We start from the raw sequence: 12931 nt of genomic DNA, 5'->3' as shown, positions 1-12931 counted from the left end.
ACCACGTGGCCTGACGTCAGTCAACCACGAGTTCGAGCTCCGACTCACCCTTTTTCGCGAGTCGGATGCCGGCTGCCGCAGCCCAGTCGAGGAGCGAATCGACCGACGAATGGTTGATTCCCGCCTCGACGAGTCGACGCACGAACAGGCCCTTGCCCTTCTTGTTGAAGTGGTTGAGCGCCCGCACGCGGCCGTCCGGTCCCTCCGCCGCCACCCGCACGAAGAAGGCGTGCCGGTCGGGCGGGATCGGCCCGAGCTGAACGTAGGCCTCCGAGCGCAGGTCGATGATGAGCCCGTCGTGCCGGGCGAGCACCGACGACACTGCATCGCGCCAGGTCGAGCGCAGGGCGAGATCGGGCAGCCGCGAGTTGTGCGAGAGGCGGTACGCGGGGATGGGATCGTCCGCCCCGACCAGCCCGAACAGCGCGGAGTGCACCACCACGTGCTCGGCGGCGAACGCCAGGGCCGGCCCTTCGAGCGATGCGGCATCGAGGGCGTCGTAGAGCACCCCGGTGTACCTCAGCAGCGCCGGCATGGTGGGCGAGGTCGACAGCTGCCGGTTGCGATCAACCTCGAACGCCTGCTGCGGTCCGAGCCCGAGGGCCGCGGACATGGTGGCCCGATTGCGCGACAAACGGCGGGTGGACGAGAGCACGGCCTTGCGCGGCCGCGAGAGCTCCGGATGCCCGAGCAGCGACAGGTCGAGGGCCGACCCCTCTGCCCCGCCGTCTCGTTTCGTCTCGGAGGGGGGAAGCAGGATCAGCATCAGGAGGCGATGAACGCCATCGCCGCGTCGACGTTGAAGCCGATCGGGTTCACGGAGTCGAGGGTGATGCGCGCGACAGCCGCGCTCGGCCCGCTCCACGGGTCGTATTCGTCGACGCTCTGCTCCACCGCGTTCCAGTTCACCTCGGAGAGGTGCGGCAGCCGGCGCTCCCGCGATTCGAGCCGCGAGCGGTGCAGGTCGAGATCCGAACAGATGACCTCGATGAACTTGAGCACCTCGCCGCGGTCTCGCGCCAGGTTCACCCACTGCTCTCGCGCGGGGTCCACGGCATTGACCGCGTCTACGATCACATCGTGGCCGGCGTCGATCACGAACTCGGCGAGCTTCTCGGCCACGAGGTACGCGGCGAGTCCCGTGGGCTGGTCTCTGTCGATGCCCGCGCTCAGTATCGCGGACTCAATCGGGTCGACCGAGATCACCGACGCGCGAAGACGACCGCCGACGATCTCGGCGATCGTGCTCTTGCCAGAGCCCGGAAGCCCGGCCATCGCGATAAGCACGTGCGGCCTCCGGCTAGGCGGTCGCGAGTTCGGCGTACCGCGCGACGATCGTCACGGTGTCGTGCTCGACCGACAGGAAACCGTCGTCGGCCTTCGCCCGCACGACCGTGCCGCGGGGGTCGGTGATCCGCACCTCGCCGGCGGCCAGGATCGCGAGCAGGGGCTCATGGCCGGCAAGGATGCCGATCTCGCCCTCCGTCGTGCGAGCCACGACCATCGACGCCGCGCCGGACCAGACCGATTGGTCCGCCGACACGACTGTCACCTGGAGCTCGGCCATGCTTAACCGTTCTCTTTCTGGATCTTCGCCCACTGCTCTTCGACATCGTTGATGCCGCCGACGTTGAAGAAGGCCTGCGTTGCAACGTGGTCGAAGTCTCCACGGACGATCGCGTCGAAGGACTCGATGGTGTCCTTGAGCGGCACCGTCGATCCTTCGACACCGGTGAACTTCTTCGCCATGTAGGTGTTCTGCGACAGGAACTGCTGGATGCGACGGGCGCGGGAGACGGTGATCTTGTCTTCCTCGGAGAGCTCGTCCACACCGAGGATCGCGATGATCTCCTGCAGTTCCTTGTTCTTCTGCAGGATCGCCTTGACGTTCGTGGCGACGCGGTAGTGGTCGGCGCCCAGGTAGCGGGGGTCGAGGATACGGCTCGTGGAGGTGAGCGGGTCGACGGCCGGGTACAGGCCCTGCGACGCGATCTCGCGGCTCAGTTCCGTGGTGGCGTCGAGGTGCGCGAAGGTCGTGGCCGGCGCCGGGTCGGTGTAGTCGTCGGCCGGCACGTAGATAGCCTGCAGCGAGGTGATCGAGTGGCCGCGCGTGGAGGTGATGCGCTCCTGCAGGATGCCCATCTCGTCGGCGAGGGTCGGCTGGTAGCCCACGGCGGACGGCATGCGCCCGAGCAGGGTCGACACCTCGGAGCCGGCCTGGGTGAACCGGAAGATGTTGTCGATGAAGAGCAGCACGTCCTGGTTCTGCACATCGCGGAAGTACTCCGCCATGGTCAGCGCGGAAAGTGCGACGCGAAGACGCGTCCCCGGCGGCTCGTCCATCTGGCCGAACACGAGCGCGGTCTTGTCGAAGACGCCCGCCTCCTCCATTTCGAAGATGAGGTCGTTGCCCTCACGGGTGCGCTCGCCGACTCCGGCGAACACCGACACGCCGCCGTGGTCCTGCGCGACGCGCTGGATCATCTCCTGGATGAGCACGGTCTTGCCGACGCCGGCACCTCCGAAGAGGCCGATCTTTCCGCCGAGAACGTAGGGCGTGAGAAGGTCGATGACCTTGATTCCGGTCTCGAAGAGCTCGGTCTTGGACTCGAGCTGATCGAATGCCGGCGGCTTGCGGTGGATCGGCCAGCGCTCGGTGAACTCGAACTTCTCGCCGGGGGCTCCGTTGAGCACCTCGCCGATGACGTTGAAGACCTTGCCCTTGGTGGCGTCCCCGACCGGGACCGTGATTGGTCCGCCGGTGTCGCGAACCTCCTGGCCGCGAACGAGGCCGTCCGTCGGCTTGAGGGCGATGGCCCGCACGAGGTCGTCGCCGAGGTGCTGGGCGACCTCGAGGGTGATCTCGTTGGACTCGTCACCGATGGTGATCGTGGTCTTGAGGGCGTTGTAGATGCCGGGGATCGCGTCGTGAGGAAACTCGATGTCGACAACGGGACCGGTGACGCGCGCGATGCGGCCGACGCCGGCGATGGCGGTCGAGTCGGTGTCAGCGACGGGATTCTTCGCAGCAGGGGCTGTCGTAGTCATTTGCTTCTCTATTCTCCTGGGCTGATTCAGTTCTTCACCGAGAGGGCGTCTGCGCCGCCGACGATCTCGGAAATCTGCTGGGTGATCTCTGCCTGGCGCGCGTTGTTCGCAAGCCGGGTGTAGTTGGTGATGAGCTTGTCCGCGTTGTCGCTCGCGGACTTCATGGCCTTCTGGCGGGCGGCGTGCTCGGATGCCGCCGACTGCAACATGGCATTGAAGATACGACTCTCGATGTAGACCGGGAGCAGGGCATCCAGAACGTCGCCCACCTCCGGCTCGAACTCGTAGAGCGGCAGGATCTCGTTCTCTCCCGGCGTCTCGACGCCCTCCACGACCTCGAGCGGCAGGAGTCGAACGACCTCGGGCACCTGGGTCACCACACTCACGAAGCGGTTGTAGACGACGTGGATCTCGTCGACCCCGCCCTCACTCGCCGGCTGGATGAACTTGGCGACGATGGTCTCGCCGATCTTCTGGGCGGTCTCGAACTCGGGCTTCTCGGTGCCGCCGGTCCAGATCTCCTCGGCCGCACGCTTGCGGAACGCGAAGTAGGCGGCGGCCTTGCGACCGACGAGGTAGTAGACCACCTCCTTGCCTTGCGAGCGCAGGAGCGTCGTGAGTTCGTTGGCTTCACGCACGACGTTCGTGCTGAACGCGCCGGCGAGCCCGCGATCGGAGGTGAAGAGCAACACCGCCGCACGCTCGATCTTCGGCGGCTCGGTCGTGAGGATGTGGTCCACGTTCGAGAAGGTCGCGACGGCGGAGACCGCACGCGTGACGGCGCGCGAGTACGGACCGGAGGCCGCCACTCTCGCCTGCGCCTTCTGAATGCGCGAAGCCGAGATCAGCTCCATGGCCCGAGTGATCTTCTTGGTCGTCTGGGCAGCCTTGATCTTCTGCCGGTAGACCCGAAGTTGCGCTCCCATGTGTCTTACTTTCCTTTGTCGTGATGATCGGTGGGGTCGAGCTGGTGGGGCGCCTGGGCGCCGCACCGACCGCGAGGCGGCCGGTGCTCGGTCAGCGCTTGGCCTTGACGATCTTCTCTTGGTGCACTTCTTCCGGCTCGATCGCCACGAACCGCTCGGTGCCGACCGAGGCGAGCGGCTTGCCCTCGCCGGTCTGGAACTCGAGCTTAAACTTGTCGATTCCCTCGCCGAGGGCGGCCACCGTCGCGTCGTCGAGCACGTTCGTGCTCGCGAGGTTCGTGAGGATCTCGGTGTTGCGACCGAGGTAGTCGAGCAGCTCGCGCTCGAAGCGCAGCACGTCTTCGACGGCCACCTCATCGAGCTTGCCGTTGGTGCCGGCCCAGATCGACACGACCTGCTGCTCGACCGGATACGGCGAGTACTGCGGCTGGCGCAGCAGTTCGGTGAGGCGAGCGCCGCGAGCGAGCTGGCGGCGGCTGGCCTGGTCGAGGTCCGATGCGAACATGGCGAAGGCTTCGAGCGAGCGGTACTGGGCGAGCTCGAGTTTGAGCGTGCCTGACACCTTCTTGATCGACTTGACCTGCGCGTCGCCGCCGACTCGGGAGACGGAGATACCCACGTCGACTGCCGGACGCTGGTTGGCGTTGAACAGGTCGGACTGCAGGAAGATCTGGCCGTCGGTGATCGAGATCACGTTGGTCGGGATGTACGCCGACACGTCGTTCGCCTTGGTCTCGATGATCGGCAGGCCGGTCATCGATCCGGCACCGAGCTCGTCGGAGAGCTTGGCGCAACGCTCGAGCAGGCGGGAGTGCAGGTAGAAGACGTCACCCGGGTAGGCCTCGCGTCCCGGCGGGCGGCGCAGCAGCAGGGAGACGGCACGGTAGGCCTCGGCCTGCTTGGACAGGTCGTCGAAGATGATCAGCACGTGCTTGCCGGCGTACATCCAGTGCTGGCCGATGGCCGATCCGGTGTACGGGGCGAGGTACTTGAATCCGGCGGGGTCGGAGGCCGGTGACGCGACGATCGTCGTGTACTCCATTGCTCCGGCGTCTTCGAGCGCGCCCTTCACCGAGGCGATGGTCGAACCCTTCTGGCCGATGGCGACGTAGATGCAGCGCACCTGCTTGGTGGTGTCGCCGGAGGCCCAGTTCGCCTTCTGGTTGATGATCGTGTCGATCGCGATTGCCGTCTTGCCGGTCTGGCGGTCACCGATGATGAGCTGGCGCTGGCCGCGTCCGATCGGGATCATGGCGTCGATCGCCTTGATTCCGGTCTGCATGGGCTCGTGCACGCTCTTGCGCTGCATGACGCCAGGCGCCTGCAGCTCGAGCGCGCGGCGACCCTCCGAGGCGATCTCGCCGAGGCCGTCGATCGGGTTGCCCAGCGGGTCGACGACGCGACCGAGGTAGGCGTCGCCCACCGGCACGGAGAGCACCTCTCCGGTGCGGGTGACCTCGAGGCCCTCCACGATGCCGGCGAATTCGCCGAGTACGATGACGCCGATCTCGTTCTCGTCCAGGTTCTGGGCGAGGCCGAGCGTGCCGTCGGCGAAGCGGATGAGCTCATTCGCCATCACGCCGGGAAGACCCTGCACGTGCGCGATTCCGTCGGCCGCGTCGATGACGTAACCGACCTCGGTCGTCGAGGCGGACGCGGGGTCGTAGGACTTGACGAAGTCCTTGAGCGCGTCGCGGATCTCGTCCGGGCTGATCGTGAGGTCTGCCATTTCCGTTGTTTCCTTGTCTTCGCGAAGCCGTGCGGCTCCGGGGGGTCTGTGTTTGTGGCTGTACTGCCCTAGCGGGCGAGCTGCAGCCGGAGATCTTTGAGCTTCGAGGCGACGCTGCCGTCCATCACCCTGTCGCCGACCTGCACGCGAAGCCCGCCAATGAGCGCGGGATCGACGACCAGGTTGAACTTGAGCGCTTGCCCGAACTTGGCCGCGAGGCCCTTCTGCAGGCGCTCGAGCTGAACCGCGCGGATGGCGGTGGCGCTCGTGATCGTCGCGACCGCGAGGCCCGACTGGTCCGCCACGATGGATGCCGCGGTGCGCAGCAACTCGCCGATGCGGCGGCCGCGTGGCTGCTGCATCAGGTGACGCACGATCGAGAGCGTCTGCGGCGAGGCCTTCCCGACCAAGAGCGCCTCCACGAGAGCCACCTTCGACTCCGTGCTGCCGAGTTTGCTGCTCACGGCCAGTTCGAGTTCGGAGTCCGACGAGACCGCCGTTCCGAACGCGAAGAGTTCCGCATCGATGTTGACGGTGGCCGGCGCGGAATCCGCCGCCGCCCGCAGCCCGAGCTCCTCGATTCCCGCGAGAAGATCGTCGGTGCTCGACCAGCGGTGCGAGACCACGGTGCCGAGCAGGCCGAGCGTGGGCTCGCTGAGGTTGCTGCCGAAGACCGCCGACAGGATGGCCTGCTTGTCTGCGGCATCCGTCGACGTGTCAGAGAGCATCGAGATGAGCTGTGCCGAGCCGCCGATGATCCGGCCGGCCGAGAACAGTTCGTCGGCAGTGGCCAGGTCGGCAGTGCCCGTGGACGACAGCTTCGCCCGTGACGCGGCGAGCGCTTCCCTGGTCGCTGATCCCATGACTATTTTGCCGTCTCTTCTGACTTCTCGAGGTCGGCCAGGAACTGGTCGACCAGGCTTGCGGCCTTCTTGTCGTCGGTCAGGCTCTGCCCGATCACGCCGGACGCGAGGTCGATCGCGAGCGATCCGACCTCGGCACGCAGCGACACGAGTGCCGACTGGCGCTCCGCCTCGATCTGCGCGGACGCGCTCGCGGTGACGCGGGCGGCCTCGGCGGCCGCCTGCTCCTTGAGCTCATTCAGGATCTTGACGCCATCCTGACGAGCCTGCTCGCGAATCGTGCCGGCCTCGGCGCGTGCCTCGGCGAGCTGCTCGGTGTACTTCTCCAGGGCGGCGGCGGCTTCCGCTTGCGCGATCTCCGCCTTCTTGATCCCGCCCTCGATCACCTCGGCACGGGCATCCAGGTTCTGCTGCACCGACGGCAGAATCTTCTTCCAGAAGAAGACGAGCAGCACGATGAAGCACACGAAGGACCAGATGAGGTCCGCAACGCCCGGAATCAGTGGATTGTGTTGAGCCTCAGCCGCTGCCGAGAAAACTGTACGGAACATTACTGGCCGGTAGTGAAGATGAAGTACGTGGCGATGCCGATGAAGGCCAGCGCCTCGGTGAACGCGATACCGATGTACATGAGCACCGTGAGGCGACCCTGCAGTTCGGGCTGGCGCGCGACGGACTCGATCGTCTTGCCGACGACGATGCCCACGCCGATGGCCGGGCCGATGGCCGCGAGGCCGTATCCGATCGTCGCGATGTTTCCGCTCAGGGCGGCGACGGTGGTGGTGTCCACGTTGTGATTCCTTCCGTGATGATGAAGCGGGCGGTCGCCCGATCCGATTAGTGCTCGTCTGCCAGCGCGAGCTGGAGATAGACAGCGGTCAAGATGGTGAAGACGTAGGCCTGCAACACCGCGACAAGGAGTTCGAACAGCGTGAAGACGAACCCGAAGGCGAGCGTTCCGATGCCGAACAGTTTGAAGAGCCCCGGCGCCTCGAAGAAGAAGAACGAGGTCGCGAGGAAGAACAACACGAGCAGCAGATGGCCGACGATCATGTTCATGAGAAGTCGGAGCGTGTGGGTGATCGGCCGCACGATGAAGGTCGAGAGCACTTCGATCGGCGTCACGATGATGTAGAGCACCCACGGCACGCCGGGTGGGAAGAGCGCGTTGCGGAGAAACTTGCCGGGATGCTTACGCAGTCCGGCATAGATCCAGGTGAAGTAGGCGATGCCGGCGAGCAGCAGCGGAACGCCGATCACCGAGGTGCTGGCGATGTTGAACCCGGGGATGGTGCCGGTGAGGTTCATCGCGAGGATCATGAAGAAGAAGGTGGTGAGGATCGGCAGGAAGCGGCGGCCGTCCTTCTTGCCGAGCAGGTCTTCGGCGATGCCGACCCGAACGAAGTCGAGTCCCATCTCGATGAGCGACTGCCCGCGGCCCGGCACGATCTTCAGGTTGCGAGTGGCGAGCCAGAAGACCAGCACGATCACGATCGTCGTGATGATGCGGATGAGCATGACGCGGTTGATCTCGAAATAGGTTCCGGCGAACAGCACGACGGGCGGGAAGAATTCGCCAATGTTGGGCCCGACGAAGCCACCGCCGCCGCCGTCATTGGCAGAAGGGAGGAGCAGATTGAGAGCGTTAGATAACAGCGCTATCTCCAGAATCGGGGCGTGTAGTCACGCGGCGATGGAAAGGGGGGGCGTTCGTTCCCACTCTATCAACAGAATGAAGGCGGCCAGAATCGTTATTTGGCCTGTTCGCCCCTCGACGACGCCTCGGCGGCGTCCCCCGGAAGGCGCACGTCGCTCACGTAGGGCAGGCGAGAGCGGGCGATCACGACGACGTCGACCACGAGGGTTCCGAGTACCGCAACGACGAGACTGAGGAAAAGAATCGTGGACTGGATCCAGGGCTGGTCCTTGAGCAGGAACACGAGCACGAGGAACAGCACGAACTTGAGCAGCCACGCCCCCATCACGATGCCGAAGAAGGCGACGCTGAGGAAGTCGCCCTTGGCGATGCGGGTGGCGACCACGATGCTCGCCGCCGTGATTCCGAGGAACACGACGGCCATCGCGGTGCCGATGAGGGCGCTCAGCACCCCGCTGCCGCCGGCGACGACGAGGCCGATGATCGATCCGACTACCGCGATGACGATCGCGAGGATGCCCCCGTAGGCGAGGATGCGCTTGAGGATGGGGACGGCGCTCATGTGGCTTCCTTCTTCTTCAGGGCGTCGAGTGCCGCGTCTTGCGCGGCATCCGTTTCTGGGTGGTCGTCGGCGTCAGTCCCGATCGAGACCATGTCGGCCGCCGCATCGAGCGGGTCGAAGCGGGCGGCAACCGCCGGCACGTCCTCCTCGGGGGTTGCCAGTTGCACGGCCGCCTCGACGGCCTTGCGCCTGGTGAGCGGCGACAGCGTGACCACGGTGCAGACGACCAGCCCGATGGCGATGAAGGTGAGGGCTCGCGCGGCCGGCATGAAGAGGAAGAGCAGGCAGCCGACGGCCACCACCGTGGTCCAGGCGTAGAAGATGAGCACCGCCGGGATGTCGGTGTGCCCCATGTCGAGCAGCCGGTGGTGCAGGTGCTTGCGGTCGGCACTGAACGGCGACTTGCCGGCGCGCAGCCGGCGGAAGACGGCGAGGCCGAAGTCGAGCAGCGGCACGATCAGGATCGCAAACGGCAACAGGATCGGGATGAACGCCGGCACGAGCTGCTTGGCGAAGGTGAGCTGGCCGACATCCACCGAACCCGTGACCGAAATGGCGGAGGTCGCCATCAGGAGGCCGACGAGCAGGGCGCCCGCGTCGCCCATGAAGAGCTTCGCCGGATGCCAGTTGAGTGGCAGGAACCCCACGCACGCGCCGATGAGCACCGCGGTGATGAGCGAGGCGAGATTGAAGTATTCCGTTTGGGCGATATTGGTGGCGAGGATCCAGCTGTAGATGAAGAAGACACCATTGGCGATGATGGCGACACCGGCGACGAGGCCGTCGAGGCCGTCGATGAAGTTGATGGCGTTCATCACCAGCACGATCGCGAGAACCGTGACGATCAGCCCCGTGTACGAGGACAGCACGACGATGCCGCCCACGATCGGCAGCGACGTGAGCTGCACACCCTGCCACGCGAGCAACCCGGCGGCGATGATCTGGCCGGCGAGCTTCGTGACCCAGTCCAGGTCCCAGATGTCGTCGGCCACCCCGATCAGCACGATGATGAGGGCGGCCCCGAGGATCGCGAAGATCGGGCCGGGCTTGGCGAAGATGAGATGGAATTGCGGCAACTGCGACGCGACGCCGAACGCGATGAGGATGCCGAGGAACATCGCGACGCCGCCGAGCCGGGGTGTCGGGCGCTTGTGCACGTCGCGCTCGCGGATCGCCGGGTACAGCCGGTACTTCATGCCCAGGCGCGCGATGAGGATCGACAGGCCGAAGGTGACCACGGCCGAGAGTCCGCCGGCGGCGACGTAGTAGATGACTCTCACGAGGGGCCCGTTCCGGACTCCGCGGCCCCGGACTCGGTCGTCCTGGACTCCCGAACCGAGTCGAGCACGGCGTTGATCGCCTCCTCGGAGATCACCCCGTGCCGCACGATGCGCAGGGTCCCGCCCTCGGTGAGCAGCCCGGTCGCGTCGACGATCGTCGACCCCGTTCCCTCCCCGGCGGCGTAGTCCGTGCCTGCCACTCCGCCGTCGAGGTACACGCTTACGCTCTCGCCGAGCAGGCGCTCGGCATCCTGCACCGTGGTCGCGGCCGGTTCGCCGGTGAGGTTCGCCGACGAGACGGCGAGCGGGCCCGTCTCGGAGAGCAGCTCGAGCGCGTAGAAGTTGTTCGGCATCCGCAGGGCGACCGTGCCGTCGGTGTCCCCCAGGTCCCACTTGAGGGACTCGCGGGCGGGGAGGATCACGGTGAGCCCGCCCGGCCAGAACTCGGCGACGAGCGCGCGGACCTCGTCTGGCACTGCCTCGGCGAGGGCGTCGAGGGTCGGAATGCCCGGGATGAGCACGGGAGGAGGCGACTGGCGGGTGCGGCCCTTCGCATCGAGGAGCCTCTGCACCGCCTCCGGGCTGAAGGCGTCGGCCGCGAGGCCGTACACCGTGTCCGTGGGCAGCACTACGAGCTCGCCTCGGCCGATTGCGACCCTCGCGAGGCGCATGCCAGTGAGAAGCCCGGTGGGGTCCGAGCAGTCGTAAGTCGTCGCCATGTCGGTAGCCATCCTACTTCGACCGTCCTGACAGCCTCGCGGAGGCCCGGCCACGGCGGGCTCGGCGTCGGCTGAGATACTGGTAGCTGCGAGTGGAGCCCCGTGGACCTGTTTTTCTTTGATTTCGACAAGACCCTCTACGCGTACGATTCCCGCAAGCGGCTGCCCGCGCTGAGCATCGCGAGCGGGGTGAGCCAGTACCACATCGCCAAGACCTGGTGGCAGGGCGGATTCGAGATCCGCGCCGAATCGGGCGAGTGGCCGACCGCGGTGGAATACCTCGCGGAGTTCGAGCGGATCACGGGCGCCGCGATCACCCTCGAGCAGTGGCAGCAGGCGCGTGCACTCGCCAGCACCCGCATCGCGGGCAGCATCGACGCCCTGCGCCGCGCCGCGTCGATCGGCACGGCCTGCGTGCTCTCCAACAACCCGTCGGTGTTCGCCGAATCGCTGCCCGTTCTCGCGCCGGATGTCGTTGCCATCGTGGGCGACAACCGGCTGGTGAGCTGCGAGCTCGGCGTGCGGAAGCCCGACCCGCAGGTCTTCGAACTCGCCCTCGGGCGGTTCAACGCGCGACCGAAGGACACCTTCTTCGTCGACGACTCGGCCGCGAACGTGGCCGGGGCGGCATCCGTCGGAATCCACACGCACCACCTCGTCTACCTGAATGGCGTGCCGCAGGTGGACGGGTTGCACGCGGCCATCGAGCGGTTCGCCGCGAGGAAGAAGTGATGATGCTCTTCATCTTCGACATGGATGACGTGCTCTACGACTACGACTGGCGTCGGCGGATGGCGGGGATGACCGGTCTCACCGGGCTCTCCCTCGCCGAACTGCGCGAGCGCTGGTGGCACGCCGAGGGCGAGTGGGCGGCCGAGGCCGGCCGGATCGGCAGTGCGGACGACTACCTCGCCGCGTTCAACGCCGCCGTCGGCATCGACGTGGACGAGGCAGACTGGGTGCGAGTTCGAGGCGCGGCCATGACGCCGTGGGTGGATTCCATCGCCGCCGTGCGTCGCGCGGCCGAGCTCGGCCAGGTGACGCTCCTCACCAACAATGGCCCGCTCACCTCGCGCCACCTGCGCTCTCTCGCCCCTGAGCTCGTGCCCATCTTCGGCGACCATCTCTTCACGTCGTCGGACTACGGGGCGCGCAAGCCAGACCCGGAGGTGTTCGAGGGGGTGCTCGCCCGCTACGGCGTACCGGCGAGCGACGCGTTCTTCGCCGACGACCTGCCAGAGAACGTCGCGGGCGCTCGCTCGATCGGCATCACCGGGCATCTCTTCGCCGGCGCCCCCGGCCTGCTCGCGGCGATCGAGGACTTCGCCCGTACCCGCTGACGCAGCCCTAGGCTGGAGACGACCAAAGAGGGAGAGAGCTGGATGATCGACCAACCCACGCTCGACGAACTGTGGGACTTCGGCGACCCCGCGGCGTCGGAGGCCCGATTCCGGGTCGAACTGGAGCAGGGCGGCCCGTGGGACGACACGGAGCGCGCCGAGCTCACCACGCAGCTCGCGCGGGCGATCGGACTTCAGGGCAGTTTCGACGAGGCGGCGGCGCTCCTGATCGAGGTCCCGGACGAGTCGGATCCGATCGTGGGGGTGCGGGTGCTCCTCGAGTCCGGCCGCGTCATGAACAGCTCAGGGCATCCGGATGCCGCAGCCGGCCTGTTCCGCCAGGCCGCCACGATTGCCGGCCGCCTGGGCGCCGAGTTCCTGCTGATCGACGCGTTGCACATGCTCGCGATCGTCGACGCCCCCGGCGCCGAAGACTGGACGGCTCGCGCGGTAGAACTCGCCGAGGCCTCCCCCGACGACCGCACGAAACGCTGGCTCGTGTCGCTGCACAGCAACCTCGGTTGGCGGTACTTCGACGAGGACAACCTCGATGCCGCCTTCGCCTCGTTCACCGAGGCCGCCCGGTGGGCAGACCTCCTCGGCACCGCCCAGCAGCGCGAGTGGGCCCAGGAGGCCCTTTCCGAGTGCGCTGCGGCGATGGACGCGGCGAGCGAGTCCCTCTAGCCGCTCGCCCGCTTCCGCACTTCCGCACTTCCGCACTTCCGCACTTCCGAAATCCATGCATCCCTGCCCGAACCTCGGCGTGTCCTGTCACCCCACCGGCGTGTCGGCTAGGAATGCATGGAT

16 protein-coding genes are annotated in these 12931 nt (G+C 66.7%); 3 read left to right on the top strand and 13 right to left on the bottom strand.

Annotation, left to right across the window (positions count from 1 at the left end):
• Positions 1-16: 16 nt before the first annotated feature.
• The 13 genes from VIM54_RS09650 to VIM54_RS09590 all read right to left on the bottom strand — a co-directional run bounded on the left by VIM54_RS09650 (position 17) and on the right by VIM54_RS09590 (position 10784).
• On the bottom strand, positions 17-766 hold the full coding sequence (locus tag VIM54_RS09650; protein ID WP_331900872.1) for a peroxide stress protein YaaA: 750 nt from the start codon (positions 764-766) through the stop codon (positions 17-19).
• Positions 766-1287 (bottom strand): AAA family ATPase, encoded by a 522-nt coding sequence (locus VIM54_RS09645; RefSeq protein WP_331900871.1) that lies wholly within the window; start codon positions 1285-1287, stop codon positions 766-768. The genes VIM54_RS09650 and VIM54_RS09645 overlap by 1 nt, the downstream gene beginning before the upstream one ends.
• Positions 1288-1300: 13 nt before the next feature.
• Positions 1301-1567, bottom strand: a complete 267-nt coding sequence (locus VIM54_RS09640) for a F0F1 ATP synthase subunit epsilon (RefSeq protein WP_147784893.1) — start codon at positions 1565-1567, stop codon at positions 1301-1303.
• 2 nt (positions 1568-1569) lie between these two features.
• The gene (gene atpD, locus VIM54_RS09635) at positions 1570-3048 is read right to left on the bottom strand and encodes a F0F1 ATP synthase subunit beta (protein ID WP_331900869.1); all 1479 of its coding nucleotides are present in this window, start codon (positions 3046-3048) and stop codon (positions 1570-1572) included.
• Between the two features lie 26 nt (positions 3049-3074).
• Positions 3075-3974 (bottom strand): F0F1 ATP synthase subunit gamma, encoded by a 900-nt coding sequence (locus VIM54_RS09630; protein ID WP_331900868.1) that lies wholly within the window; start codon positions 3972-3974, stop codon positions 3075-3077.
• A gap of 91 nt (positions 3975-4065) precedes the next feature.
• Positions 4066-5703 carry a F0F1 ATP synthase subunit alpha gene (gene atpA / locus VIM54_RS09625; RefSeq protein WP_331900866.1) on the bottom strand — a complete coding sequence of 546 codons (1638 nt, stop codon included), beginning with the start codon at positions 5701-5703 and terminating at the stop codon, positions 4066-4068.
• A gap of 68 nt (positions 5704-5771) precedes the next feature.
• Positions 5772-6566, bottom strand: a complete 795-nt coding sequence (locus VIM54_RS09620; RefSeq protein ID WP_331900864.1) for a F0F1 ATP synthase subunit delta — start codon at positions 6564-6566, stop codon at positions 5772-5774.
• A gap of 2 nt (positions 6567-6568) precedes the next feature.
• The gene (locus tag VIM54_RS09615) at positions 6569-7117 is read right to left on the bottom strand and encodes a F0F1 ATP synthase subunit B (protein WP_331900862.1); all 549 of its coding nucleotides are present in this window, start codon (positions 7115-7117) and stop codon (positions 6569-6571) included.
• On the bottom strand, positions 7117-7356 hold the full coding sequence (gene atpE / locus VIM54_RS09610) for an ATP synthase F0 subunit C (protein WP_147784898.1): 240 nt from the start codon (positions 7354-7356) through the stop codon (positions 7117-7119). The genes VIM54_RS09615 and atpE overlap by 1 nt, the downstream gene beginning before the upstream one ends.
• Positions 7357-7403: 47 nt before the next feature.
• Positions 7404-8228 carry a F0F1 ATP synthase subunit A gene (gene atpB / locus VIM54_RS09605; RefSeq protein WP_414673205.1) on the bottom strand — a complete coding sequence of 275 codons (825 nt, stop codon included), beginning with the start codon at positions 8226-8228 and terminating at the stop codon, positions 7404-7406.
• A gap of 89 nt (positions 8229-8317) precedes the next feature.
• Positions 8318-8785, bottom strand: a complete 468-nt coding sequence (locus tag VIM54_RS09600) for a hypothetical protein (protein WP_331900860.1) — start codon at positions 8783-8785, stop codon at positions 8318-8320.
• Positions 8782-10065, bottom strand: coding sequence for an MraY family glycosyltransferase (locus tag VIM54_RS09595; RefSeq protein WP_331900859.1), 1284 nt, complete (start codon positions 10063-10065; stop codon positions 8782-8784). The genes VIM54_RS09600 and VIM54_RS09595 overlap by 4 nt, the downstream gene beginning before the upstream one ends.
• On the bottom strand, positions 10062-10784 hold the full coding sequence (locus tag VIM54_RS09590) for an L-threonylcarbamoyladenylate synthase (protein ID WP_331900858.1): 723 nt from the start codon (positions 10782-10784) through the stop codon (positions 10062-10064). Before VIM54_RS09590 ends, VIM54_RS09595 begins: the two co-directional genes overlap by 4 nt.
• Before the next feature lie 102 nt (positions 10785-10886).
• On the opposite strand from VIM54_RS09590, the gene VIM54_RS09585 reads away from it, so the two are divergent.
• From VIM54_RS09585 to VIM54_RS09575, 3 genes are read left to right on the top strand one after another with little or no spacing between them, the layout of a single operon-like run.
• Positions 10887-11516, top strand: coding sequence for an HAD-IA family hydrolase (locus VIM54_RS09585; protein WP_331900856.1), 630 nt, complete (start codon positions 10887-10889; stop codon positions 11514-11516).
• The gene (locus VIM54_RS09580; protein WP_331900855.1) at positions 11516-12124 is read left to right on the top strand and encodes an HAD family phosphatase; all 609 of its coding nucleotides are present in this window, start codon (positions 11516-11518) and stop codon (positions 12122-12124) included. The genes VIM54_RS09585 and VIM54_RS09580 overlap by 1 nt, the downstream gene beginning before the upstream one ends.
• Positions 12125-12166: 42 nt before the next feature.
• The gene (locus VIM54_RS09575; RefSeq protein WP_331900854.1) at positions 12167-12808 is read left to right on the top strand and encodes a hypothetical protein; all 642 of its coding nucleotides are present in this window, start codon (positions 12167-12169) and stop codon (positions 12806-12808) included.
• Positions 12809-12931: the final 123 nt, after the last annotated feature.

Origin of the sequence: Lacisediminihabitans sp. (assembly GCF_036569425.1) — a bacterium.
Classification (GTDB): domain Bacteria; phylum Actinomycetota; class Actinomycetes; order Actinomycetales; family Microbacteriaceae; genus Lacisediminihabitans.
Note: the sequence above shows the minus strand (reverse complement) of the source record. Positions and strands in the feature narration are given on the sequence as shown.

Excerpts from the sequence above, each read along its gene's own strand:
- VIM54_RS09650 (WP_331900872.1), bottom strand. The coding sequence starts at position 766 with ATGCTGATCCTGCTTCCCCCCTCCGAGACGAAACGAGACGGCGGGGCA.
- VIM54_RS09640 (WP_147784893.1), bottom strand. The coding sequence starts at position 1,567 with ATGGCCGAGCTCCAGGTGACAGTCGTGTCGGCGGACCAATCGGTCTGG.
- atpD (WP_331900869.1), bottom strand. The coding sequence starts at position 3,048 with ATGACTACGACAGCCCCTGCTGCGAAGAATCCCGTCGCTGACACCGAC.
- VIM54_RS09630 (WP_331900868.1), bottom strand. The coding sequence starts at position 3,974 with ATGGGAGCGCAACTTCGGGTCTACCGGCAGAAGATCAAGGCTGCCCAG.
- atpA (WP_331900866.1), bottom strand. The coding sequence starts at position 5,703 with ATGGCAGACCTCACGATCAGCCCGGACGAGATCCGCGACGCGCTCAAG.
- VIM54_RS09620 (WP_331900864.1), bottom strand. The coding sequence starts at position 6,566 with ATGGGATCAGCGACCAGGGAAGCGCTCGCCGCGTCACGGGCGAAGCTG.
- VIM54_RS09615 (WP_331900862.1), bottom strand. The coding sequence starts at position 7,117 with ATGTTCCGTACAGTTTTCTCGGCAGCGGCTGAGGCTCAACACAATCCA.
- VIM54_RS09600 (WP_331900860.1), bottom strand. The coding sequence starts at position 8,785 with ATGAGCGCCGTCCCCATCCTCAAGCGCATCCTCGCCTACGGGGGCATC.
- VIM54_RS09590 (WP_331900858.1), bottom strand. The coding sequence starts at position 10,784 with ATGGCGACGACTTACGACTGCTCGGACCCCACCGGGCTTCTCACTGGC.
- VIM54_RS09580 (WP_331900855.1), top strand. The coding sequence starts at position 11,516 with ATGATGCTCTTCATCTTCGACATGGATGACGTGCTCTACGACTACGAC.
- VIM54_RS09575 (WP_331900854.1), top strand. The coding sequence starts at position 12,167 with ATGATCGACCAACCCACGCTCGACGAACTGTGGGACTTCGGCGACCCC.